At 72.6% G+C, this 24,604-nt stretch carries 19 protein-coding genes and 1 riboswitch; of the genes, 7 read left to right on the top strand and 12 right to left on the bottom strand.

The features are described from left to right. Positions 1-39 precede the first annotated feature (39 nt). The 8 genes from AB0E85_RS11855 to fahA all read right to left on the bottom strand — a co-directional run bounded on the left by AB0E85_RS11855 (position 40) and on the right by fahA (position 10,014). Positions 40-2,874, bottom strand: a complete 2,835-nt coding sequence (locus tag AB0E85_RS11855) for a fumarate reductase/succinate dehydrogenase flavoprotein subunit (protein ID WP_361925153.1) — start codon at positions 2,872-2,874, stop codon at positions 40-42. A gap of 11 nt (positions 2,875-2,885) precedes the next feature. After that, positions 2,886-3,731 (bottom strand): ABC transporter ATP-binding protein, encoded by an 846-nt coding sequence (locus tag AB0E85_RS11850; RefSeq protein ID WP_361925151.1) that lies wholly within the window; start codon positions 3,729-3,731, stop codon positions 2,886-2,888. Continuing rightward, positions 3,715-4,623 carry an ABC transporter permease gene (locus tag AB0E85_RS11845; RefSeq protein WP_361925149.1) on the bottom strand — a complete coding sequence of 303 codons (909 nt, stop codon included), beginning with the start codon at positions 4,621-4,623 and terminating at the stop codon, positions 3,715-3,717. Before AB0E85_RS11845 ends, AB0E85_RS11850 begins: the two co-directional genes overlap by 17 nt. Next, positions 4,620-5,966, bottom strand: a complete 1,347-nt coding sequence (locus AB0E85_RS11840; RefSeq protein WP_361925352.1) for an ABC transporter substrate-binding protein — start codon at positions 5,964-5,966, stop codon at positions 4,620-4,622. The genes AB0E85_RS11845 and AB0E85_RS11840 overlap by 4 nt, the downstream gene beginning before the upstream one ends. Before the next feature lie 75 nt (positions 5,967-6,041). Then, positions 6,042-6,269: a ferredoxin family protein gene (locus tag AB0E85_RS11835; RefSeq protein WP_003992261.1), complete on the bottom strand. Its 228-nt coding sequence runs from the start codon at positions 6,267-6,269 to the stop codon at positions 6,042-6,044. A 33-nt stretch (positions 6,270-6,302) separates the two neighbouring features. After that, on the bottom strand, positions 6,303-7,091 hold the full coding sequence (locus tag AB0E85_RS11830) for a GntR family transcriptional regulator (RefSeq protein ID WP_361925147.1): 789 nt from the start codon (positions 7,089-7,091) through the stop codon (positions 6,303-6,305). Between the two features lie 482 nt (positions 7,092-7,573). Continuing rightward, entirely contained in the window at positions 7,574-8,512 is a 939-nt protein-coding gene (locus AB0E85_RS11825; RefSeq protein ID WP_361925350.1) for a M56 family metallopeptidase, read from the bottom strand. 290 nt (positions 8,513-8,802) lie between these two features. Then, complete coding sequence (gene fahA / locus AB0E85_RS11820) at positions 8,803-10,014, bottom strand: fumarylacetoacetase (RefSeq protein WP_361925145.1); 1,212 nt, start codon at positions 10,012-10,014, stop codon at positions 8,803-8,805. A gap of 310 nt (positions 10,015-10,324) precedes the next feature. On the opposite strand from fahA, the gene AB0E85_RS11815 reads away from it, so the two are divergent. The 5 genes from AB0E85_RS11815 (at position 10,325) to AB0E85_RS11795 (ending at position 17,540) form a co-directional block, all read left to right on the top strand. Continuing rightward, positions 10,325-11,590 carry a DegT/DnrJ/EryC1/StrS family aminotransferase gene (locus AB0E85_RS11815; RefSeq protein ID WP_361925143.1) on the top strand — a complete coding sequence of 422 codons (1,266 nt, stop codon included), beginning with the start codon at positions 10,325-10,327 and terminating at the stop codon, positions 11,588-11,590. Beyond that, positions 11,583-13,889: a lipopolysaccharide biosynthesis protein gene (locus tag AB0E85_RS11810; protein ID WP_361925141.1), complete on the top strand. Its 2,307-nt coding sequence runs from the start codon at positions 11,583-11,585 to the stop codon at positions 13,887-13,889. Before AB0E85_RS11815 ends, AB0E85_RS11810 begins: the two co-directional genes overlap by 8 nt. Positions 13,890-14,146: 257 nt before the next feature. Then, positions 14,147-15,964 (top strand): glycosyltransferase, encoded by a 1,818-nt coding sequence (locus AB0E85_RS11805; protein ID WP_361925139.1) that lies wholly within the window; start codon positions 14,147-14,149, stop codon positions 15,962-15,964. Further along, positions 15,961-16,401, top strand: coding sequence for a hypothetical protein (locus AB0E85_RS11800; RefSeq protein WP_361925137.1), 441 nt, complete (start codon positions 15,961-15,963; stop codon positions 16,399-16,401). Before AB0E85_RS11805 ends, AB0E85_RS11800 begins: the two co-directional genes overlap by 4 nt. Then, positions 16,398-17,540 carry a glycosyl hydrolase gene (locus AB0E85_RS11795; RefSeq protein WP_361925135.1) on the top strand — a complete coding sequence of 381 codons (1,143 nt, stop codon included), beginning with the start codon at positions 16,398-16,400 and terminating at the stop codon, positions 17,538-17,540. The genes AB0E85_RS11800 and AB0E85_RS11795 overlap by 4 nt, the downstream gene beginning before the upstream one ends. Positions 17,541-17,636: 96 nt before the next feature. Here AB0E85_RS11795 and AB0E85_RS11790 read toward each other — a convergent pair whose 3' ends face one another. The 3 genes from AB0E85_RS11790 to AB0E85_RS11780 all read right to left on the bottom strand — a co-directional run bounded on the left by AB0E85_RS11790 (position 17,637) and on the right by AB0E85_RS11780 (position 20,898). Continuing rightward, positions 17,637-18,392, bottom strand: a complete 756-nt coding sequence (locus AB0E85_RS11790) for a polysaccharide deacetylase family protein (protein WP_361925348.1) — start codon at positions 18,390-18,392, stop codon at positions 17,637-17,639. An 83-nt stretch (positions 18,393-18,475) separates the two neighbouring features. Continuing rightward, a complete protein-coding gene (locus AB0E85_RS11785) occupies positions 18,476-19,813 on the bottom strand; it encodes a glycosyltransferase (protein ID WP_361925133.1) in 1,338 nt (445 codons plus the stop codon). 20 nt (positions 19,814-19,833) lie between these two features. Beyond that, positions 19,834-20,898, bottom strand: coding sequence for a GNAT family N-acetyltransferase (locus AB0E85_RS11780; RefSeq protein WP_361925131.1), 1,065 nt, complete (start codon positions 20,896-20,898; stop codon positions 19,834-19,836). 192 nt (positions 20,899-21,090) lie between these two features. Between AB0E85_RS11780 and AB0E85_RS11775 the strand changes: the two genes are divergently transcribed. Continuing rightward, entirely contained in the window at positions 21,091-21,939 is an 849-nt protein-coding gene (locus AB0E85_RS11775; protein WP_361925129.1) for an HAD family hydrolase, read from the top strand. On the opposite strand, the gene AB0E85_RS11770 is transcribed toward AB0E85_RS11775, so the two are convergent. Further along, positions 21,903-22,682, bottom strand: a complete 780-nt coding sequence (locus AB0E85_RS11770) for a transglycosylase SLT domain-containing protein (RefSeq protein WP_361925127.1) — start codon at positions 22,680-22,682, stop codon at positions 21,903-21,905. The two genes, AB0E85_RS11775 and AB0E85_RS11770, sit on opposite strands and share 37 nt — an antisense overlap. A 5-nt stretch (positions 22,683-22,687) precedes the next feature. Beyond that, a riboswitch (cyclic di-AMP (ydaO/yuaA leader) is annotated at positions 22,688-22,863 on the bottom strand. Positions 22,864-23,365: 502 nt separating this feature from the next. Between AB0E85_RS11770 and AB0E85_RS11765 the strand changes: the two genes are divergently transcribed. After that, positions 23,366-24,376 carry a polyprenyl synthetase family protein gene (locus AB0E85_RS11765; RefSeq protein ID WP_361925126.1) on the top strand — a complete coding sequence of 337 codons (1,011 nt, stop codon included), beginning with the start codon at positions 23,366-23,368 and terminating at the stop codon, positions 24,374-24,376. The last annotated feature ends 228 nt before the right edge of the window (positions 24,377-24,604 follow it).

Below are 24,604 nucleotides of genomic sequence, written 5' to 3'. Positions count from 1 at the left end.
GACTCCGGCCGGGTCAGACGGATCCGGAAGCCGGGCCGGTCACAGCGCCCGTCCCGCGTACGCCCTGACATCCGCGTCGGAGTCCGTCGTCGCCGTGGCGAGAGCCGCCCGGGCCTCCTCGGTGGCGCGGTGCCGGGTCAGTGCCAGGACGGCGGCTTTGCGGACGTCCGCGTTGGAGTCCGCCAGAGCCTTGGCGAGGGCCGGCACGGCCACGTCGGGGCCGGCGACGGACAGGGCCGTGGCGGCTCCGGCCCGGACCTGCCAGGCCGGTTCGTCCAGAGCCGCCACCGCGCGTGCGGTGAGGGGCGCCGGGCAGCCGGCGGTGCCGAGTGCTCCGTAGGCCGCGGCCCGCACCAGGGCATCGGGGTCGTCGAGGAGGCCGGTGATGGCCGCTTCGATGGCGCCCGCGGCGGGATCGGCGGCGGGGGCGTCACCCGCGAGCCGCTCGGCACCTACCGTGGCCAGGCCCTTGGCGATCGCGACCCGGACCTCGCGGGAGGGGTCGGCGAGCGCTGCACGGGCCAGTTCGCCGCCGGCGTCGACGGACACCAGGGCGCGTACGGCCTCGATGCGCACGGCGATGTCGGCGTCCGCGAGAGAGTCCGCGAACAGGGCGGCGTCTCCGAGGCGCAGGGCGCGCAGGACGTCCAGGGCCGCGGCGCGCACCACTGGGTCCGGCTCCGCCAAGGCGGCGGCGAGGCCGTCGCGCAGGTCCGGCTCGGCGGGGAGCGTCTCGACCAGCTCCCGCAGTGAGGCAGCGGCGGAGGCACGTACCTCGGCGGCGCTGTCGCGCAGGGCGGCGGCGAGGGCGGTGCCCGTTCCCCGCGGGAGCGTCTCGGTGAGCACGGCCACGGCCTCACGGCGGACGGTGGCGACGGGGTCGGACAAGTAGGGCCGGAGGGCGACGAGTTCGGGCTCTTCGTCGGCCAGGGCGACGAGTTCGAGAAGACGGGCGGCGGACTGCTCATCGGAGGGCGCGACGGCCGAAGGCTGCGGTGGCGAGGCCGGCTCCGTCGTCTCGGCCGCGTCCCCGACCGCGGCCGAGACCGGCGCCAGGTCACGCGAGCCCGCCGTGGCCACATCCTCGGCGTGGACCTCGCCGAGAGTGCGGGGCGGACCGCCGACGGGATCGAAGCCGTCGACCGGAACGAGATAGGGAGCCACGGGCCTTGCCGTGAACTCCATCGCACCAGAGGGGGACTTGTGCAGATCGAGGTGGTGGAACCAGGACGCGTCGTCGCGTTGCGGATGATCGAGACGATCGTGGTAGAGGCCCCAGCGGGACTCCGTGCGGGCCAGGGAGGACCGGGCGGCCATCTCCGCGCAGTCGCGGATGAAGGTGACCTCGGCGCAGCGCATCAGCTCGTGCGCGGTGCGGGCGCCCATGTCGGCGATGTCGGTGTGCATCCGCTCAAAGGCCTCCAGGGCCAGCGACAGCCGGGCGCCGGACTTGGGCGGGGCCACGTAGTCGTTCACGAAGCGGCGCAGCTTGTACTCGACCTGGGGCTGCGGCGGGCCGTCGGGGTTGCGCAGCGGGCGGTAGATCAGCTCGTGCGCCGCGCGCAGCTGGTCATCCGGCAACTCCCCTTCGTAAGCCGAGTACTGGGAGGCGTCCGCGCCCGCGAGGTCACCGAAGACGAACGCGCCGATCATGTAGTTGTGCGGCACGCAGGCCAGATCGCCGGCCGCGTACAGACGGGGCACGGTCGTGCGGGCGTGGTCGTCGACGCGGACGCCGGAGGCGGAGTGGCCGCCGCACAGGCCGATCTCGGAGATGTGCATCTCGATGTCGTGGGTGCGGTAGTCGTGGCCGCGGCCGGAGTGGAAGGTGCCGCGGGTGGGGCGCTCGGTGGAGTGCAGGATCGTCTCCAGGGCCGAGACCGACTCCTCGGGGAGATGGCTCAGCTTCAGGTAGACGGGGCCCCGGTCGGAGGCGACCTCCGACGCGAACTCGGCCATCATCTGGCCCGACCAGTAGTCGGAGTCGACGAAGCGTTCGCCGTGCCGGTTGACCTGGTAGCCGCCGAAGGGGTTGGCGACGTAGGCGCAGGCCGGGCCGTTGTAGTCCTTGATCAGCGGGTTGATCTGGAAGCACTCGATGCCGGTGAGCTCGGCGCCCGCGTGATAGGCCATGGCGTAGCCGTCGCCCGCGTTGGTGGGGTTCTCGTAGGTGCCGTAGAGGTAGCCGGAGGCGGGCAGGCCGAGGCGGCCGCAGGCGCCGGTCGCGAGGATGACCGCGCCCGCGCGGACCTGGACGAACTGCCCGGTGCGGGTGTTGAAACCGGCCGCCCCCACGGCCTGCCCCCCGGCGGTGAGGACCCGCACCGGCATCACGCGGTTCTCGATGCGGATCCGCTCCCGCATCTCGCGCCGCCGCAGCTGCCGGTAGAGGACCTTCTTGACGTCCTTGCCCTCCGGCATGGGAAGGACGTACGAGCCGGAGCGGTGCACCTGGCGGACCGCGTAGTCGCCGTGCTCGTCCTTCTCGAACTTCACGCCGTAGGACTCCAGCCGCTGCACCATGCCGAAGCCGCGGGTGGCGGTCTGGCGGACGGTGGACTGGTCGACGATGCCGTCGTTGGCGCGGGTGATCTCGGCGACGTAGTCGTCGGGTTCGGCCCGGCCGGGGATGACGGCGTTGTTGACGCCGTCCATGCCCATGGCGAGCGCGCCGGAGTGACGGACGTGTGCCTTCTCCAGCAGCAGCACGTTCGCGCCGTGCTCGGCGGCGGTCAGGGCGGCCATGGTGCCGGCGGTGCCGCCGCCGATGACGAGGACGTCGCAGGTCAGTTCCTCGGCGTCGGCGAGAGGCGGGACGGCGAGGGGCGGGACGGCCAGGGGGGTGTCCGCAGGGGGGTTCACGGAGGTGGTCACCGGGGTGCCTTTCACGTACCGAGCGAGGTGAGGACGTCGCGCCGCAGGGCCACGCGCGCCGGGTCGTCGTGTGCGCCGCGCTCGCGCGGGCGGGGGATGTCCCGGACGGCGAGGAGGCCTCCCGCGCCGAGCAGGGCCACGCGGTCGCCCAGGAACAGCGCCTCGTCCACGTCGTGGGTGACGAAGACGACGGTGGCGCCCGTGCCCTGGAGCACCTCCACCAGCAGGTCCTGCATCCCGGCGCGGGTCTGCGCGTCGAGGGCACCGAACGGTTCGTCCATCAGGACGGCGCGCGGACGTCCGGCCAGGGCGCGGGCCAGCTGGACACGCTGGCGCTGCCCGCCGGAGACCCGGTGCGGCAACTGCCGTGCCCGCGAGCCGAGCCCGACCCGCTCCAGCCAGCCCTGGGCCTGCTCGCGGCGCTCGGCGCGGGGCACGCCGCGGATGGCGAGGGGGAGTTCGACGTTGGCGCGCAGGGTGCGCCAGGGGAGCAGGGCGTCCTCCTGGAAGACCAGGGCCCGGTCGGCCGAGGGGCCGGTCAGGGGGTGCCCGTCCTGGGTGATCTCGCCGGCGAGCGGCGCGAGCAGGCCGGCCAGGGTGCGCAACAGGGTCGACTTGCCGCAGCCGGAGGGGCCGACGACGGTGAGGATCTCGCCGGGGGCGATGTCCAGGTCGACCTCGCCCAGGGCGGTCGCACCGGGGCGGCCCAGGGAGGCACCGGCGAGGGTGAGCCGGGTGCCGCGCACGGGGGTGGCGGCTGCGGCGGCCTCGGGCGGGGCTTTCGGGCCGGTGCGGGACGAGGCGTCCGCGGAAGGCCCGGACGGGATGTTCGAGACGGTCTCAGACGAGGTGCTCATCGCGTGCCTCCGCGGATCGGGCCCCTCCGGGGACCGCGGCGGTGCCGGCCGGCACCGTTGCCGTTGCCGGTGTCACGGGCCGGTCGGACAGGTCGGGCCGGTCGGGTCGGGGGGGCCGGGCGCCGGGCACGTACGCGGTGCGCGGCAGCCAGCGGGTGAGGCGGCGGCCCAGCAGCTCCACGGCCGTGGAGGTGAGCCAGCCGAGGACCCCGATGGTGGCCATGCCGACGAACACGCCGGGATAGTCGACGACGGTGTAGTCCTGCCACGTGCGGTAGCCGACGCCGTACTGGCCGGAGATCATCTCGGCGGAGATCACACAGATCCACGAGACGCCGATGCCGACGGACAGACCCCCGAACACGCCGGGCAGCGCCCCGGGCAGGACGACGGAGCCGAGGATCCGCCACCGGCCCCCGCCCATGGTGCGCACGGCCTCCTCCCACACGGGCGTCAGGGCGCGCACCGCGTGCCGGGTGGAGACCAGCACAGGGAAGAAGGCGGCGGTGCAGGTGATGAAGACGATGCCCTGCTCGTTGGAGGGGAACAGCAGGATCGCGACGGGAACGAGGGCGATGGCCGGGATCGGCCGGATCACCTCCAGCACCGGGCCGAGCAGGTCCTCGGCGAGACGCGAGCGCGCCACGAGCACGCCCGTGGCCACCCCGAGGACGGCGGCCAGCAGGAAACCGGCGAGGATCCGGGTGAGGCTGTCGGTGAGGTCCGTCCAGTAGTCCGGCCCGGACACCCGGGCGGCGAACGTTCGGGCCACGTCGGTGACGGTGGGGAACTGCGAGAAGCGCAGCCACAGGTCGATGTTCCAGCCGGTCAGCGCCTGCCACAGGCCGAGGGCGGCGGCCAGCGACACGAGGCGGAGCGCGTACCGCTTCACGAGGCCCGCTCCAGGGCATCGGCGTACGGGACGATCCGCGCTCCGCCGTGCGCGGCGATGTACGCCCGCGCGGTGTCGGGGGCGACGAAGGGCAGCAGCCGGTCGCCGTCGGCCACCCACACGGCCTTGTCGGCGAACCAGAGGGTGCCGGTGGTGGTGTCGGGGACGTAGGCGGCGCGCAGGTCGTCGCGGTGCCCGGCGACGTAACGCAGCAGCTTGGAGGGGGAGTTGAACGAGACCGTCTTCGAGGCGCCCTTGGGCCAGGCCTCGCTCGCGGCCGGTGCGGGCTTGGTGGCGAGATGCTTCGCGTACGCCGCCGGTCCCAGGGCGTTCTTCACGTACCGGTCGTCGACGAAGGAGTCGACGTCCACGTCGCCGGTGAGCTTGGCCGACTTGAGGACCGACACGTCCTGCTTCAGCGCGGAGACGAGCTGGGGCTTGAGGGCCGGGTCGAAGGTGGCGATGCCGTGATCACCGTTGTAGAGGTAGACGACTTCGGCGGGCAGGCCGGTCGCCTTCGCGACCTTCTCGGCGGCCTGCACCGGGTGGTCGTTCAGGTAGTCGGTCGCCTCCGCCTGGGCCTTCAGGAAGGCCTCCAGCACGCCCGGACGCTGCTTCGCGAAGTCCTCGCGGGCGGTGACGCCGTGGAAGGTGGGCAGGTTCAGCCGGGCGCCGTCGTAGACCGCCTTCGCCTTGCCCTGGAAGGCGAGCAGGCCCGGCCAGGCGACGAACTGGGACAGGGCGTCCGTGCTGCCCGCCGTGAGGGCGGAGGCGCCGACCGAGGGTTGCTGGTTGAGCTTCTCGATGCCGCTGTCCGGATCGATGCCTGCGCGCCGCAGGGCCCGTACGAGGGTGCCGTCGGCGGCCGAGCCGACACTCGTGGAGACCTTCTTGCCCCTGAGGTCCTTCAGGGAGGTCACCTTCGAGCCGGGCGCGGTGACGATGGTGTTGAGGCCGCCGCGGAGGTTGTAGCCGGTGACCGAGACCAGGCGGGTGGGGCTGTTCAGCTGCGTGCCGCGGGCCGCGTTGATGAGAAGGGGGAAGTCACCCATCGAGCCGATGTCGATCTTCCCCGCGGTCATCTGCGCGGTGATGGGGGCTCCGGTGGCGTAGTCCTGCCAGTTCACCTTGTAGTGGACGCCGTCGTGCAGGGAGTTGAGCTGTTTCTCGAAGGAGCCGAGGGAGCGGAGCAGGGTGCCTGCCGTGACGGTGTTGATCGTCCTCGACTGGTAGCCGACGGTGATGGTGACCGTGGAGCCGCTGCCGGCCTCGGCGTCACCGCCGCAGGCACTGAGCGGGAGCAGGAGGGCGCCGGCGGAGATCGCGACCACACTGCGTTTCAGGGTGGTTCGGGACACGACGGCTCGGGACACGACGGTTCGGGACTCGGCGGTTTTGGACATGACGGTTTCGGCCTCTCACCGGAGCAGATAGGGCATGTTGACCGTGACGGCTCCGGTGGGGCAGCGGGCCGCGCACGGGCCGCAGTACCAGCACTCGTCGACATGCATGTAGGCCTTGCCGTTGCGCTCGTCGATGGCGAGGGAGTCCAGCGGGCACATGTCCACGCAGAGCGTGCAGCCGTCGATGCACTTCGACTCGTCGATGGTCACGGGCACGTCGGCCCGCTGGGGCGCCAAGGGCATGGCTGTCTCCAGGGATGTGCGCGAGCGGGTTGGTTACCGGGTCCGGTGCAGCAGGCCGCTCATGGTGATGCGGTCGCCGCGGAAACGGATGAACTCCAGGTCGACCGGGCGGCCGTCCGCGAGGTGGGTGAGGCGTTCCAGCATGAGGACGGCGGCGCCGCGCGGGGCTTCCAGCACGGCGGCCGAGTGGGTGTCCGCGCTGACCGCCTCCAGGGTGATCTCGGCGTGGCCGAGGCGCTGGCCGGTGACGGTTTCCAGGAGGCGGAAGACGTCGGTGTTCTCCAGGTCGGCGCCGAGCAGTCCGGTGCCGATGTCGAGGGGGATGTAGGTGAGGTCGAGGGACAGGGGGAGGCCGCCGAGCCTGCGCAGGCGTTCGATGTAGAGGACGTCGGTGCCGGGCGCGAGTCCGAGGCGGTCGGCGACGGGCGCTGGTGCCGGGGCGGGGCCCATGGTGCGGACCTCGTTGGTGACCTGTCCGTGTTCGCGGAGGGTTTCCGCGAGGCCCATCAGGCGGTCGAGGCCGTGTGGGTACTTGTGGGCCACGACCACGGTGCCGACGCCGGGCTGGCGCTCCACGAGGCCCTCGGCCCGCAGCAGGTCGAGCGCCTCGCGGACCGTGTTGCGGCTGGCGCCGTACTCGGTCGCGAGGGTCGACTCGTGGGGGAGGACACCGTCGGGGAAGGCACCGGTGAGCAGCAACCGGCGGAGCGGGTCGGCCAGTTGCCGGGCCCGGTCGGCGCGCAGCCGTCGCCGCGCGCGGTGGGCGGCGACGGTGGTCGCGGCTCCCTGTCCGGCGTGGTCTCGGATGCGGTCACTGGGCATGACTCGGACCATACCTATCCGATAGGAAAAGTGGTGTTGCGGGAATGTTGCGCCACCGGGAGTGTGACCGATCCGACGGATGACCTGGCGCTACGGCCACCCGGCGAGGAGATCCGCCACCGAGGCGCCGGGCCGAGTACGCCCCCGAGAGCCACCGAGGCGCCCGGCCGGGCACGCCCCGCGAGAGCCATCGACGGCCGGGTCGGTACGGCTGCGGGGGCTTACGGCTGCCGGGCCGGTATGCCTGTGAGAGCCACCGGCCGGGCGGGATGCGCCCGCGAGCACCGAGGGCCGCCGACCCGGAGCGCGCCCCGCGCGAGGCGACGGCTGCCGGCCCGGCGCGTGCAGTGAGGGGCGACAGCTGCCGACCAGGAGCGCGCCCCGCGCGAGGCGACGGCCGCCGGCCCGGCACGCCCGCGAGCCCCGCGAACCGCCGGAGGGGTGTTCACCCGAGAGACCCGCCAGCCGCCGGGCCGGCTCGGTTACGACAGTGCCGTCAGGCCCGGGGCGAACGCGATCAGCAGGGGCAGCAGCGGTACGAGCGCCGCCGTCGTGGTGGTCAGGGCCCGGTGTCGGCGGCCCAGCCGGGGCGGCGGTTCCAGGAGCCGGTCGACCCGCTCGCCCAGCAGGCGGTGGCTGGAGGCGCAGGACAGGACGCCGCGGTGCTGGTTGAGCTCGATCAGGGCCAGGGCTGTGGTGAGGTGGCCGCAGCGCCGGGAGGCCGTGTCGTCGGCGGCCAGTTCGACCAGGCGGTGGGTCTGGTCGCAGAAGTGGGCGAACAGCGGGATCCGCGGGAAGCCGGTGGCCAGGGCCGTGGACAGGTGCAACAGCCAGTCGTGGCGGGCCCGGGCGTGGCCCCGCTCGTGGGTGAGGACGGCGTCGATCTGATGGCCGGTGAGGCGGTGCAGGGCGCCCGTGGTCACGATCAACTGGGGCGGGCTGCCGGGCATCCACCAGGCGTCCGGGTACTCGTCCTCCAGGACCAGCAGCGGCCCCCGCGCCGCGGGCAGGCCGGCCGGCAGGTCGGGGGCGCGCTCGCGCAGGTGGGCCCGGGCCTGGGCGCGGCGCCGGCGGGCCTCGACGAGCTCCCGCGCGAGCATCGCCGTCGTCCAGGCGGCACCGCAGGCCAGCAGCAGGGTGAGGGCGGCGGCCCAGGGCGGGGCGGCGGACAGGTCGTACGCCGCGGTCACCGCGGGGGGCGCCGGGGCGAAGAGCTGTGCGCGGACGGTTCCGAAGACGGCGGCGGCGCCCAGGGAGAGTGCCGTCACGCAGCACAGCAGAACCGTGGCCACCAGGCACTGCCAGACCCACAGCGCGACCACCGGTTCCCGCTCGGGCCACTCGGCCCGGGTCAGCGCACGGGGAACGGGGACGGCGGCCGTCACGGCGACGACGCTCAGCAGGAGCAGGCAGACGGTCATGGCCACGGGCTCCGGTTCCTCGTCGGAAGAGGGGCGGCTACGGGTCGTGCGGGGGAGGGCGGTCGCCGTGCGCACCGGTGACCACGCCGAGCGTGGCGTACGTGCGGGCACACCGCCCCGCGCCCAGTATGACGGGCCGGGCGGTGTGCGTCAGGGGCTGAACGACAACAGAAGAGACAGCAGAGGAGACGGCAGAGGAGACGGCAGAGGAGACGGCAGAGGAGACGGCAGAGGAGATGGGAGGGGCGGCCGTCGGACGCCCCGGAGAGCCGGCTCCCGGCCGGGCCGTGTCAGCCCTGGACCACCCGCCCCGTCACCTCGCCCAGTCCGATCCGCACGCCGTTCGGTCCCGGGGCCCAGGCCGATAGGGTCACCTCGTCGCCGTCCTCCAGGAACGTCCGTTTGCCGTCGGGGAGTTCGAGCGGTTCGCGGCCGTTCCAGGTCAGCTCCAGCAGGGAGCCGCGCTCCCCTTCCGCCGGACCGCTGACCGTGCCGGAGCCGTACAGGTCGCCGGTACGCAGGGAGGCACCGTTGACGGTCATGTGCGCCAGCTGCTGGGCGGCCGTCCAGTACATGGTGGAGAAGGGCGGCTCGGAGACGACGTGGCCGTTGACGGCGACGCTGATCCGCAGGTCGTAGCCGCCGGGCTCCTCGCCGCTGTCGTCCAGGTACGGCAGCAGCCCGTGCGTCCGGGCCGGAGGCGCCACGAGCGCCTCCTCCAGGGCGTCCAGCGGAGTGATCCAGGCCGACACCGACGTGGCGAAGGACTTGCCGAGGAACGGGCCGAGGGGCACGTACTCCCAGGCCTGGATGTCGCGCGCGGACCAGTCGTTGAGGAGGCACAGCCCGAACACGTGCTCGCGGAAGTCGCCGAGGGCCACCGGCGCGCCCATCCGGGAGGGCACGCCGACGACGAACCCGACCTCGGCCTCGATGTCCAGGCGGACGGACGGGCCGAAGACGGGAGCGGCGTCCGTGGGCGCCTTGCGCTGGCCGGACGGGCGTGCGATCTCCGTGCCGGAGACGACGACCGTGCCGGAGCGGCCGTGGTAGCCGATGGGCAGGTGCTTCCAGTTGGGGGTGAGGGAGTCCTCGGCGTCGGGGCGGAACATCTGGCCGACGTTCCGGGCGTGGTTCTCGGAGGCGTAGAAGTCGACGTAGTCCGCGACCTCGAACGGCAGGTGCAGGGTCACCGACGACAGGGGATGGAACAGCGGTGCGACGGTCTCGCGGTGGGACGGCACGGTCACCCAGGCGGTCAGCGCCCGGCGCACGTCGGACCAGGCGGTGCGCCCCGCGGCCAGCAGCGGGTTGAGGGTCGGCCGCGCGAGCAGGGAGGCGTACGGCGAGCCGAGCGCGTGGGCCGCCGCGCCCGCGTCCAGCACGTGGTCGCCGAGCCGGACGCCCACGGTCCGGTGGGACGAGCCGGGGAGGGAGAACACGCCGTACGGCAGGTTGTGCGGGCCGAAGGGGTCGCCCTCGGGGACATCGAAGGGGGGCATCGGGTGCTGCCTCGCTTTCGGGTGTGCCATGTCGTCGCCACGAGTTCGTGGTCGTGCCACACGTTACGGGTGACACGCCGGTCCTGGGCAGAGTCCGAGGAGGCGGAGACGGGCGAAGGGGGCAGGTGGGCCCTGGTGGGACCGGACGGGGCGACTCCGGCGCGCCGGACGGGACGCCGCATTCGTACGTGCCGGAAGTTATCCACAGGACGCGACGCAATCTTGACGGAGCGGTGCGAACGGGGCGACTCTGGGCGGGTGCCGGAAGGCCTCGGGGAGGGGGCTTTCCCACGGCACATCTGGGGGGCGGATGGCCATAGGGGAGGCCGGTCCGGGTCCGGTGCGGCATGGCGTGCAGCCGAAACGGCTGGAAGAGACCATGCGCGTCCGGCTCGGCCGGGAATGTGTGTACGTACCGTCGTGCCGTTTCGGGCTGTACGTGGCGCTGCGCCACTGGTGCCCGCCCGGCGGACGGGTGCTGATGTCGCCGGTCAACGACGACGTGATCTTCTTCGTCGTGCTCGCGGCCGGACTGCGGCCGGTGCAGGCGCCGTTGAACCCGCTCGACGCGTCCATCGACATCGATGCCGTGCCGGACGAGGTGTGGGGCTCGGTGTCGGCCGTCCTCACCACGAACCTGTACGGGAACCCCGACCCGGCGCCGCGCCTCAGGCAGAAGTGCGACGCGCTGGGGATCCCGCTCTTCGAGGACGGAGCGCACGCGATCGGCAGCCGGGTGGGGGACAGACCGGTCGGGGCGTGGGGCGAGGCCTCCGTGTTCAGCCTGTCCAAGCACGTGGGGGCCAAAGCCGGAGGCATGCTCTCGCTCGCCGATCCGGGGCTGCGGGAGGCGGTGGAGAAGACCTGCGCCGGACTGCTCGCGCCGCGCCGGGCCAGTGCCGAACTCGCCTACCTGGTCCGGCCGTACGCCGAGGCCGCGGTGCGCGGGCTGCGGCTGCGGCGCGCCGCCTGGTCCGCGATCCGGCTGCTGGGGCTGGCGGACCGCGAGGAGATCCGGATGCCGCTGCGCCCGGACGAACTGGCCCTCGCCGCCCGTGAGACGCCCGGGCTCGACGCCCATCACCCGTGGGTGCGCGTCGACATGCACGACTACCGCCTGGAGGCGGGCCGGCTGCGGCTGCGGCGCATCGGCCGGGCGCTCGACCGGCTGGACGACGTCCTGGACGCCTGCCGTGCGGGCACGGAGCTGCTGCTCGCCACGCCCTGGGCCAAGCCGCGTGACGCCTACGGCACACAGCCGTTGTTCCGTGTGCCGCTGTTCGTGGCCGACCGGGACGCGGCGGTGGCGGCTCTGGCCCGACAGGGCATCGTCGTCGGCTACCTGTACGACCCGCCCCTCGACGACTACGCCGGTGCGGAGTTCACCGACCCCTCGCCGGCCCCCGAGGCGGCCCGCTGGTTCGCCCGGCACGCGCTGCCCGTGGACCCGCTGCGGGCGCGGACGGTCGTCGAGGTGCTGGAGCGGTCCGGGGCGCGGCCGGTGCGGGCGCCGGGAGAGGGAGAGCTGCCCGGGAACAGGCCGACACCGGGAGGGCTGGGACAGTCCCGTGACTGAGATCCAGGTGCACGAGCCCGCCGCCGCGCGCACCGACGGCGGCGGGCCGAAGCCTGCCGACGGCGACCACACCCACGACTCGCTCTTCAAGAACGCCTACTTCCTCATGCTCAGCACCGGCGTCTCCGCCGTACTGGGCCTGGGATTCTGGCTGGTGGCCGCCCGCTACTACACGGAGGAGGCCGTCGGCCAGGGCTCGGCCGCGATCGCCGCGATGCGGCTGCTCGCCAGCATCACGGCGACGACGATGATCGGCGCCGTCGTCCGCTTCGTCCCGCGCGCGGGACGCCGGACCGGGCGCCTGGTGTGGGGCACGTACGTGGCCAGTTCGCTGGTCGTGGCGCTCGCGGCCGCCGTCTTCCTGCTCACGCTCGACGCGTGGGGAGCGTCCTACGCGCCCCTGGGCACGCCCGTGGCGGGAGCGGTGTTCGTCGCGGCCTGCGTGGCCTGGGCGCTGCTCACCCTCCAGGACGGGGTGCTCACCGGGCTGCGCAAGGCGGAGTGGGTGCCCGCCGGGAACGCGGTGTTCTCGGTCGGGAAGCTGGTCCTCCTCGCCGTCTTCGCCGGCCTGCTGCCCGTGCTCGGCATCTTCGTCTCCTGGGCGGTGGCGATCGCCTTCTCCACGCTGCCGCTGGGCTGGCTGATCTTCCGCCGGCTCATCCCGCGTCAGGCGGAGGCCGACCGCGACAAGGAACCGCCGAGGATCAAGGACATGGGCCGCTTCCTGGCCGGGGATTCGCTGGGCGCCCTGTTCAGCCTGGCGATGATCAACCTGCTGCCGGTGATGGTCGCGGTCCGCTTCAGCGCCGCCGAGAACGGCTACTTCTACGTGGCCTACACCGTCGGCGGCACGATGGAGTTCATGGCCATCAACATGGCCTCGTCGCTCACCGCGCACGCCTCGCACGACCCGCGCCAGCTCGCCGACGGCGTCCGGGGCGCCCTGCGGCGCATGACGCTGCTGCTGGTCCCGGTCGTGGCCGTGCTGGTCGTCTTCGCCCCGTACATCCTCACGCCCTTCAGCCCCGACTACGCCGAGCACGGCTCGACGGTGCTGCGGCTGCTGGCCCTGGGCGCCCTGCCGCGGGTGGTGGTGGAGCTCTACATCGGCGTACTGCGCGTCCAGGGGCGCACGGGTGTGCTCGCCGCGCTCCAAGGGGCCATGTGCGCCCTGGTGCTGGGCAGTGCGGCCGTGCTGTTCACCCCGTCCGGGATCGCGGGCGCGGGCTGGGCGGTGCTGCTGAGCATGACGCTGATCGCCGTCGTCTCCATGGCCGGGCTGCGCGCGGCCCTGCGTCACGACGACAGCACGTCCGCCGTCCACACGCCCGCCGTCCGCACGCCCACGGCTCCCTCCTACGGCACCCACTGGGCGAAACTCAACGCCACCGCCGGGTACGGCACGACCTGGGCCCGCCGGGCCGCCTACCAGCCCAAGGAGGGCGATCAGGACACGGTCACGCTCTTCATAGGGCGTCCCGGCTACGAGCGCGAGGCGCTCCAGGCGGACACGCTGGCGCTGATCGTGCGGCCGGAGGGGCCGACCGGGCAGCCGGCGCCCCACGACCCCGGGGAGCCGGACCAGGAGCCGCAGGAGCGGCGGCTGAGAGGTGCCCTGTGGAGCCTGCTCGGTGTCGCCGTCGTGTTCTTCTGGGCCCCGCTGCGGGACCTGCCGTGGCTCGACCGGGCATCCGAAGCGGCCCTGACCGGCCGTCAGCTGCTGGACGGCCTGCCCCTGCCGTCGCTCACCGCGGGCGGCCTGCTGCTCGTGGTGTTCGTCGCCGCCGTCACGCTGAGCACCCGGCGCGACCCGTGGCTGCCCGGCACGGCGCTGGGAGCCGCACTCGTCGCCCTGTACGCCGCACCGGCCGCCCTCGGACGGGAACCAGGGCCGGTGGACGGGGCGTTGTATGAGAAGACGGCCGGCTTCCTGGCGGACGCGGTGGGGCTCTCCGGGCCCGAACCGCTGCTGCGCTGGGCGCCGCCGATCTGCCAGTTGCTGTGTCTCGTACCACTGGGGCTGCTGCTCGCGAGCGCGGGCGGGCGGCTGCCGTGGCCGGGGCGCTGGGGGGTTCTGTATCTCGTCGCGGTCGGCGGCTGGGTGTGGCGTGACGCGCTCGCGCCCCTCGCGCCGCCTCTCCTCGTCGCCCTCACGCTGCTCCTGCTGCTCCACCGCGCCGTGACGGCCTGGGCGCGTTCCCGCACCGCAGCCTCCACAGGCCCCTTCACCGCAGCCTCCACAGGCCCCTTAGCCGACCGAACGGCCGACGAACCAGCGAGCGGCCCGCCCCACGACTGACCGGACCGAAGCCGGGACCGATCCGGGCTCCGGACCGACACAGGCCGAACAGCGGCCGACCAGAGCCGTACAGAGCCGAAGAGAGCAACCGCCAGGGGGGAACCACCGTGCGTCCGCCAGTCACACCGAGGGAGAGATCCACGCCAGAACCCACACCCGCACGGGACGGCGCGAACACCCCCGGCAGCGGCCCCGAGACGGCCAGCCAGTCCTCAAGCCCCTCCTCCTCGGAGTCGTCGAGCCCCGCCCATGGGCCCGTGACGGATCTGTCCGACCTGCCCCCGGCCTGGTCCGGACGTCGCGCACTGGCCTGGCCGGGTGTGCCGCTGCTCGTCGCGCTCGCGCTGTGGGCGTACGCCGTGCGGCACACCGACGTCTCGCGGCTCGACGACTACGGGCTGGTCAGCGCGCTGCACCCGGCCTTCTGGGCGGGGCTCGCGGTGCTCACCACCGGCTTCTGGTTCACGGTCCGCGATGCGCGCCGGCCGGGCGCCTGGTCGGCGGCGTACGTGCTGGGCCTGCTGGTGATGGAGCGGGCCACGCAGGCCGTGCTCTACCCGACGCCGCTCTACGCCTGGGCGTGGAAGCACGAGGCGGTCATCGACCATCTGCTGACGGCCGGCGGTCTGCAGACGGCCGATCAGGTCGGCGACATGGCGGTGTACGACCAGTGGCCGGGCTTCTTCGCCGCCCAGGCCGCCCTTCAGCGGCTGCTGGGCGTGGACTCGGCGGCGATGTTCATGGCCTGGTGGCCCCTGGTCTCCAGCCTGATGCTGCTGCTTCCGCTGCTGCTGATCTACCGCACCTTCACCGAGGACCGGCGGCTGATCTGGACCGCGGTCTGGCTCTTCTACGTCGCCAACTGGGTCGGGCAGGACTACTTCTCCCCGCAGTCCGTGGCGTACGCGCTGCACGTGGGCGTCCTGGCCGTCGTCCTGCGCCGCTTCGGCCGTTCCGCCGTGCGGCGCGGCCGGCCGCGGCAGGCGGTGTGGACGGTGGTGATCACCGTCATGATCGTGGCGATCGTCATCTCCCACCAGCTCACCCCGGGCATGCTGGCCGTCTGTCTGCTCGCCCTGTGCCTGAGCCGCCGCTACCGCGACTGGGTTCCGCTGGTCACGACCGTGGTGATCTTCCTGGCCTGGTGCCTCACGGCCGCGCTGCCCTTCCTGTCCGCGGCGATGCCGGACATGATCCGCTCCATCGGCGACGTCGGCGCCAACGTCGAGACGGGCTACGGCGCCACCCCGACCGGCACCGGAGCGATCGTGACCTCCTGGGCGGCCCGGCTGCTGTCCGGCTCCGTGCTGCTGCTCGCGGCTCTCGGCGTGCTGCGCCAGCGGGTGCTGCGCCACCGTGCCCGGCCCCTGCTGCTGGTCGCGGCGGCCCCGCTGCCGATGTTCGCGGCGAGCAGCTACGGCAGCGAGATGATCTTCCGGGTGCTGCTGTTCATGCTGCCCGGCGCCGCCTTCTTCGCCGCCGCGGCCCTGCTGCCCAAGGTCCGCACCCTGGCCGCCGACGCCGCCGCGCAGGAGACCGGCGACCGGCGGGCCACCGGCACCGCGCGGCCCCGCCGGTGGGGCATCGGCACCTGGGTGCCGCTGGCCGCGCTCCTCGGCGGCACCCTGGCGTTCGTCCCCGCCTACTCCGGCAAGGACCGGATCAACTACTTCCCGCCGCAGGAAGTGGCCCTCGTACGGCAGCTCTTCGACCAGGCGCCCGACGGCTCGCTGGTCGTCGCCGCCAACCGCAACTACCCGGACGCGTACGCCTCCTACTGGAGCGTCGACCACTACTGGTTCCTCGACGACGCCCGCAGCCACGTCGACAAGATCGTCCGGAACCCGGCGGGCACGCTCGCCGACGACATGGCCGGGGTGGAGCGTCCGGCCCGGGCCTACTTCCTGCTCACCCAGGGGCAACTGGCCAACTCCGAGATGAACGGGCAGCTCGACAAGGCGCAGCTGGACCGCATCCGGACGTCCGTCGCCGCCTCGCCGCGCTTCCGGCTGGTGGCGGAGAACAGCGCCGGATGGCTCTACGAACTGAAGCAGTCTGGGGGAGCGGAGCGATGACACCGCAGGAACTCGTGGTCCGGATGCTGCCCCCGTTCGGCGGCTGGCTGGCGCTGGCCTCGCTCGCCCTGCCCGGCGGATCACCGCTGCGCGGAGCCGCGGTCGTGCTCTTCCTGGCGGCGGGCCCGGGCGCGGCCGTGGTCAGAGTCTGCGCCCCCGCCCTGGGGGCGCGGCCCGCCGAGGGGCCCGTGGAGCGCCGGGACCCGGACTTCGCCCGCCACTCCGACCTGCTGGAGCGGCTGATGCTGACGCTGTTCCTGAGCATCGGCGCCGTGATGCTCGTCGCCACCGTGCTGATCGCCACGCACGTCTTCAGCGCGCAGCGGGTGCTGCTGACGCTGACGCTGCTGACCACACTCGCCGCGTTCTGTCCGCCGCTGCGCGCCTCCCCGCCGCCGAGGACGACGCCGAGGACACCGAAGGGTTCCGCTCAGTGAGGTTCAACCGTCCCCGCCGTCCCTTTCGCCGCGACCCCGACACCGTCGGACAGCACCGCAAACCACCCGGAGGGCAGTCGGCCGCCGGACCCCTCACCTCCGGCCGGCGCCGCCTGCTGATCACGTCGGCCACGGTCGTCAGCGCGGTCCTGGTCGCCGGACTCGCCCTGCGGGACGCGGCCGGACCGGAACCGGGAGCCGCCGGTTCCAAGGCGGACTGCCGCCCGACGGCCCTCCTGGAACCGCCCTGCGGCGCCTGGTTCGGGGCGTTCGTGCCGCACGAGCGGGACGACCTGCCGGAGAAGGTGCGCGCCTACGAGAAGCGCGTGGGCCGCGAGCTCGACATCGTGTACACGTACCACGACATGTCCCTGCCCGAGGGCACCCGGCGTGAGGGCCAGCTGCTCACTCCGGAGGAGCGGCGCGTGGGTGAGGACCACCTGCTGCTGCTGTCCTGGGAGAGCAAGTGGTGGGGCGGTACGAAGCGGCAGCAGCCGACCTGGAAGCAGATCGCCGCCGGCGAGCTGGACGACAAGGTCATCGACGTCCAGGCCCGGCGCATCAAGGACTACGGCAAGAAGGTGTTCCTCTCCTTCGACCTGGAGATGGACACCCGCACTCCGGACAACGGCACGCCCGCCGACTATGTGAAGGCCTACCGGCACATCCATGACCGCTTCCGCGAACTGGGCGTCGACAACGTGGTGTGGACGTGGATCACCACCGGGTACCTCGACCACGCCGACGAGATCAAGAAGATGTACCCGGGCGACGACTACGTCGACTGGGTCGGCTACAACCAGTACAACTACTACCGCTGTCACGAAGCGGGCTGGCTGACCTTCGCACAGACCCAGAACGCCACGCACGACTGGATCCGCGCGAACATCTCCGACGACAAGCCGCTGATGCTCTCCGAGTTCGGCACCGCCGCGGACGCGAACCGCCCGCGGCGGCAGGCCGAGTGGTACGCGGAGGTGCCCGGGGTCCTGAAGGGCCTGGAGGGCGTCAAGGCCGCCCTCCAGTGGAACTACCGGGACCCCGGGCCGCACTGCAACCTGGCACTGGCCAACGACGCGGCCTGGGACAGCCTGCGCAAGGCGGTCTCCGACCCGTACCTCAACCAGCCGCGCGGGTAGCCCCGTCCGGTCAGCCCCCGTCCGGTCAGTCCCTGTCCGGTCAGCCCGCGAACTCGGGCTGTCCGGTCAGTCCCCGTCCGGTCAGCCCCTGTCCGGTCAGCCCGCGAACTCGGGCCCGCGCACCACCGCACGGGCCCGCCGGTACCAGCGCCACGCGATGGTCTTCGGCCCGTCGCGGTACGGCGCGACCCGTGCGCCCGCCCCCGCCAGCCAGTCCTCGACGTCGGCGACGGTGTGGGTGCGCCGGACGATGAGCCGGGCGATGCGGTACCGCTCGTCACGGTCGGAGCTGAGCGCGTGCCGCACGGCGGTCGCCGTCTCGTAACCGGCCCGGGCCGACATCGCCCGCACCCGGGGGCTGTTGTAGCCGTGCGGGTAGGCGAGGTGCCGGATCTCGTGCCCGAGGGCGTCCTCCAAGACCGCCTTGGAGGTGCGCAGTTCGTACGCCAGGGCCTTGGCGGACAGGGTGTCGAGCTGCGCGTGCGTGACGGTGTGGCTGCCGATCTCCATGCCGGAACGTTCCAGCTCCGCCGCCCGGGCCAGGGTCATCATCGGGGCGGGCGGCAGCAGACTGCGGCCGCCCGGGGCGATGGCGCCGGTGGTGAGGTAGGCGGTGGCGGGCAGCGCGCGTGCGGCCAGGGCCTCGGCGGTGGGGCCGGGCAGATCGGCGAACCCGTCGTCGAAGGTGAGCAGCACGGGCCGGGGCGGCAGCGGCGCCCGCCCGGCCAGATGATCGGCGATCGCGCTGATCGTGACGGGGGTGCGCCCGCTGCCGACGACGACATCGAGATGTGCCGCGAACTGCCGTGGCGTGACCGTGAACTCGGCGATCCACTCGGGCGGGTCGTCCATCACGGCGTGGTAGAGGAATACGGGGATGGCCGGGGTGCCCGAGGGCGATATCGGCCCCTCACCGCGGGTCCGTGCCGACGTGGTCATCTCGCCCCCTGAGCGGTCTTCACCCCATGAGCGGTCTTCGCCCGCTGAGCCGTCTTCTCCCGCACCGCCGCACGCAGCGCGTACCGCGCCCGTACATACCCGACAGGCCCGTAGACCATCCCCCTGCGCTGCAACCGCGACAGTCGCCGCGGCCACGGGTGGGTCCGCACGTTGTGATCGCCGGGCGTGCCCGTGCCGTCCGCCGGCTCCGTCTCGCGTACCGCCGTCAGCGTGCGGGCGTGGGCGAGGCCGCGGGGCAGCCTCGCGAGGAACGCCGGCAGCAGCGCGGGCCGGTTCACGAGCACCGCGGTGAGGTACGCCGTGAGCCCGGCGCCGTAGCCGTACGCCTGGGTCTCCAGGTCCCGCCAGGTCTCCCGGTGGTGGTGCCAGACCAGGGCGTACGGCGTGTAGCGCAGCCGGTGGCCCTGGGCCAGGACGCGCACGAAGCCGTAGAGGTCGTCGCCGCCCCGGGCGGCCGTCCCGGCGCCGGTGGCCGGGTCGAAACCGCCGACGGAACGCAGCACCGCCGTCCGGAACGCCATGTTCGCGCCCGAACCGAACCGCCCGGCCGTGAACGGGAACAGCGGCTCGTCGCCCGGCGGGCACGCGGGGTCGTACGTCCTTGGAGTGAAGCCCTTCGCGAAACCGCCGTGGCTCTCCAGCAGGACCTGCGCCGGGGTGGTCAGCCGCGCGGGCAGGATCAGCCCGGTGCAGCAGCCGAGCCCGGCGTCGGCGGCGAAGGGCGCGCTCAGCTCGGTCAGCCAGCGCGGGTCGGCGACCACGTCGTCGTCGGTGAAGGCGACCACCTCACCGCGCACGGCGTCCAGCCCGGCGTTGTGCGCGCCCGCGAGCCCCGGAACAGGCTCACGGACGTACCGCACGCGCTCGGCGTACTTCCGCTCGATCAGCTCCCGCGTCTCACTCGTGACGGGCGCGTTGTCGACGACGACGATCTCGAACCGCGGATGGTCCTGCGCCAGCAGCGAGTCCAGCGCCCGGGCCAGCTGCCCGGCGCGCTCCCGGGTGGCGACGACGACACTCGTGAACGGCGGCTCCCCGGGTGCGCCGAAGACGGCCGGCCCGCACTCCACCCGCGCCCGCTCCGCCAGCACGGCCCTGGCATCCGCCCCCTCAGGAACCCGCCCCAGCAGGGTGCCCACGGGCCGGCCACCCCGCTTGACCAGCACGAACACCTCGCCGTGCGTCACGGGCGGGCTCCCCGGGCCGGGTCTGAGCACCGCCTCGTCACCATCGAGGTCCAGCTCGGCGACCTGCACCGCCCCGATGTCAAGGAACCGCCGGATCTCTTCCTGCGCACGCGCCGAACCGGCCATGCGCCCACCCCCCTCGTGTGTCAGGTACGGCGCAGCCGAGCCGCGCCCTTCAGCGTCCGCGCGGCCAGCGACGCGAGCCGCGGCCTGCTGCGGACGAAGCTGTGCGCGCGGCGCGTGGGCTCGCGGCTCAGCCAGTGCAGTGCCGCGCCGGCCCCCGGCCGGGTCACCGCACCCTCGTACACGGGCAGTTCGCCCGTCCTCAGCGCGTTCTTGTACTCGGCCGCGCCCCGCCCCAGGTCGAGCATGCCGATGCCGTCGGCGGCCGCCGCCTCGGCCATGCGCAGGTGCAGCACGAGACCCGGCGAGAACTTCGCGAACTCCGGGTCGTAGGCCGGGAACCAGCAGGCCAGCACCGAGGACGAACGCAGCCCGAAGTGCGCGGCGACGGGCCGCTCACCGGCGTAGAGCACCGACAGCGTGCCGCTGCACTCCGGCGCGCGAGTCCGGGCCAGCTGCCCGACGAGCCGGGTGATCCACTCCTGGGCGAACCGGTCCCGGCGGCCGGTCCTGCGGTACTGGGCGGACTTCCACTCCATGAGCGTGCGCAGCGCGGCCGGTTCGCGCTCGTCGAAGACGAACCGCAGCTCGCCGCCCTGCCGGCCGAGCCTGCGCTCCTTGGCCAGGGTGGTCTTCAGGAACTTCGGCGACTGCGAGCGCAGCACCGACTCGTACGTCTCGTAGCCCTTCTCCACGTCGATGACGTAGGTGGCGTGCTCCTCGGCCGCGTACCGGACGAACAGTCGCTGCTCGGCCTCCAGATTGTCGAAGGCGAAGCTCGACACCGAGCAGGCCCTCAGCAGCCGGCCGGTCTCCAGGTCCAGGCCCGGCCGCAGGATCGCGCCCTGCGCGTCCGAGACACCGAGCCCGATCGCCCGGCCCTGCCCCAACGGGCCGCGCTCATAAGGCAGGAACCCGGCCGCTTCCGGCCCCTCGTACACCACGGCCACCCGGGCCCCCGGCCTGACCCGGCCGACGGCTTCGGTGAACTCCGGCTCCATGAAGGGGTTGCGCGGTGCCTCGGAAGCCGCGCGCAGCGCACGCCAGCGTTCCCTCTCCCCTTCGCCGAGCTCCCCGGGCACGGCCACGCGAATGCGCCCACTGCTCAACCCGACCCCCCGATCAAGTCCCCCCTGGACACTTGGAAGGTACCGCTCGATGCGGCCTCACGGGTAGGTAGCGGAGCATGTTGTTGCCAACCGGTGCAGAGGCCTTCAACCGGGCAATCGGCGTCCGTCGTACGATGAAACGAAGGGGCGCGCTGTCCGTATTCTCTGATCATGGCCGCACCCATCGCATATTCACTCATCGCCACCGACCTGGACGGGACGCTGCTGCGCGGCGACGACACCCTGTCCGACCGGTCCCTCGCCGCGCTCGCGCGGGTGGCGGACGCCGGTGCCCAGCACCTCGTGGTGACGGGCCGGCCGGCGCCCAGAGTGCGGCCGCTCCTGGACGACCTCGGTGCCACGGGGCTCGCGGTGTGCGGGCAGGGCGCGCAGGTGTACGACGCGGGCACGGACCGGCTGCTGTGGTCCATCACCCTGGACCGGGAACTGGCCGAGACCGCCCTGGGCAAGATCGAGGCCGAGGTGGGGCAGGTGTACGCGGCGGTCGACCAGGACGGGGTCGACGGGCTCACGCTGATCGAGCCGGGCTATCTGATGCCGCACCCGACCCTGCCCGCCGTGCGGGTCGAGAGGCGCGACGAGCTGTGGGGCGAGCCCATCAGCAAGGTGCTGCTCCGCCATCCCCATCTGTCGGACGACGAACTGGCGGCGACGGCCCGCTCGGTGGTCGGCTCACTGGCGACGGTGACGATGTCGGGGCCCGGCACGGTCGAACTCCAGCCGTGCGGGATCACCAAGGCGACGGGCCTGGCGCTGGCCGCCGAGCATCTGGGACTGCGCCCGGCGGACACCATCGCCTTCGGTGACATGCCCAACGACATCCCGATGTTCGACTGGGCCGCTCACGGGGTGGCGATGGCCAACGCCCATCCCGAACTCAAGGCCGTGGCCGACGAGGTCACCCTGTCGAACGAGGACGACGGCATCGCCGTCGTCCTCGAACGACTGCTGGGCGAGCCGGCTCAGTACGGGCCGTTGACGTTGTCGATCGAACCGTAGCGGTCGGCCGCGTAGTTGCAGGCCGCGGTGATGTTGGCGACCGGGTCGTACGGGTCCCACGACGTGCCGTCGACGTGGTAGGCCTGGAAGGTCGGGTCGATGGTCTGGAGCAGACCCTTCGACGGGGTGCCCTTGGCGGCGTTGGAGTCCCAGTTGTTGATCGCCAGGGGGTTGCCGGACGACTCGCGCATGACGTTGCGGTAGATGCCGTCGTAGGACCCGGGGATCCCCTTCTGAGCCATGATGTCCAGCGCCTCGCGGATCCACCCGTCGAGGTTGTTCGCGTAGGTCTTCGCGGACGCCTGGGTGGCCTGGGCGACACCGCCGGCGGGCTTCGCGGCCGGCTTGGCGGGGGCGGACGACTTGGTCGCCGTCTTCTTCGCGGCGCTCGTCTTGGTGGTCTTCACCGTCAGCTTCAGACCCGGGTGGATCAGCTTCGGGTCGTCACCGACGGCGGCGCGGTTGTCCTTGTAGAGCTGCTTCCAGCCGCCCGAGACGTCGTACTTGTCCGCGATGCGGGCCAGCGAGTCGCCCTTGACCACGGTGTACGTGAGGGACTTGGCGGGCTGGGCCGCCTGCGGCACGGACTGTGCGGCGGCGGGTGCGCTCTGGGGCTCGGCGGCGCTCGCGTACGTGGCACCGAGGAGCGGCAGGGTGAGTGCTGCTCCGCCGGTACCGGCGGCGATGAAGCCTCGGGTCAGCGGGTTGGTTCTGGGGCGACGGTGCTTGCCTCGTCCGGCCATGGCGATATTCCTCTCCGGCGCCTGCGAGGTGAGCTGTCGGGTTCGGGCCGGGAGGTGCCCGGCCGCGTACGGCGCTGTGTGCCGTGCGCGGCTTCACCCCGAGCCGTGCCGCTGTGCGGACCGGCGACTTACCTGGGTCCCCCGCTCCTGCCCTGCGTGAGTGAGTCGGTTCCTGTGGGGAGTCCGGGCGGCGGCAGGATTGGGCGTCCGCCGGACAGGCCGGGAACGTATGCGAGAGCACATGTCGGGAACAAGCACCTCAGTCACATATCGCGCGGTTGACCTTGGTCGGAGGTGTTTGGGCCGCTTGATCCTTTGCGGAAGCCAAGGCTCAACTGGCTCTGCGGGAAAGGCGGTACGGGTCGATGCCGAGGTGGGGCGGAAAGGGGGAACAAGTGATTCAACTCACTGATCACGAGGCTGTGGGGCAATTCCCGCCAAGGGGAATTCGCCTACTCATCACGGCAAATCGTGCATAGTTCGCTACCTATGGGTAAGTCGATTTATATCTGTTCTTATAGGTTGATCGAAAACATAACGGTCGTGATCGGATACCGCCCGGCCTGTAACCCTGGGTGCTGGCGGTGATCGAAACGTGACCGGATACGCTGGCCGGAGTGAGGGCAGCGACCTATCGACAATCCGCGTAATCACCGGCAGACACAGCAGACAGGAGACCCCTCGTGACCGACGTCGGGCCGTTCGGGCTGAGCGTGCGGGACCAGGCTCTGGAAGCCGATGTCCAGGCCGGACTGGCGGCTGTCGAGGAAGGCTTGCTCGAGGCCACCAAGAGTGAGGTGCCCTTCATCACGGAGGCCGCCCAGCACCTGGTGCGGGCCGGGGGCAAGCGGTTCCGCCCGCTGCTGGTGATGCTCTCCGCCCAGTTCGGCGACCGGTACGCGCCCGGGATCGTGCCGTCGGCCGTCGTCGTGGAGCTGACCCACCTCGCCACGCTGTACCACGACGACGTGATGGACGAGGCCTCCGTGCGCCGCGGCGTCGCGAGCGCGAACACCCGCTGGGGCAACTCCGTCGCGGTGCTCACCGGCGACTTCCTCTTCGCCCGCGCCTCGCACATCCTGGCCGACCTCGGCCCCGAGGCCGTGCGGGTGCAGGCCGAGGCGTTCGAGCGCCTGGTGACCGGCCAGATCCTGGAGACGGCAGGACCGCAGGACGGCCGGGACCCCGTCGAGCACTACCTGGACGTGCTGGGTGGCAAGACCGGCTCGCTGGTCGCGGTGTCGTGCCGGTTCGGCGCGATGATGTCCGGCGCCGACGACACGGTCGTGGACGTCCTGACCCAGTACGGCGAACGGCTCGGCGTGGCCTTCCAGCTCGCCGACGACGTCCTGGACATCGCCTCCGACTCCCACGAGTCCGGCAAGACCCCCGGCACCGACCTGCGCGAGGGCATCCCCACGCTGCCGGTGCTGCGGCTGCGCGAGCGGGCGGCCCGGCTCGGGCTCGCCGAGGACATCGCCCTGTGCGAGCTGCTCGACTCCGACCTCACCGACGACGCCCGGCACGCCGAGGCCCTGCGTCTGCTGCGGGCCCACCCGGCGCTGGAGCAGGCCCGGCGGGACACCGTCCGCTACGCCCAGGACGCCCGTTCGGCGCTCGCGCCCCTGCCGGAGTGCACCGCGAAGACGGCGCTCCTGGAGCTGTGCGACGCGGTGGTGCACCGGGCCGGCTAGTCCGCCTCCCCCGCCCGACCCCTACGGGTAGGGGGAGAAGCCGCCCTTCCGTGTCATACCCCAGCAGTACACGGAGTTGAGTCCGGGGTCTGACGTATCTCCCTGGCCGATTTGGTCAGATGGTCACCACGGAAGAACACCACTCCTCACCTGTTCGGGTGAGAATGGCGGCTCAGGGACGAGTGCGTGGACGACACGGACAGCCGCCGCCGACCACGGAGGTAGGGC

The sequence above is a fragment of the Streptomyces sp. NPDC029044 genome, from assembly GCF_040637495.1.
GTDB lineage: Bacteria > Actinomycetota > Actinomycetes > Streptomycetales > Streptomycetaceae > Streptomyces.
Note: the sequence above shows the minus strand (reverse complement) of the source record. Positions and strands in the feature narration are given on the sequence as shown.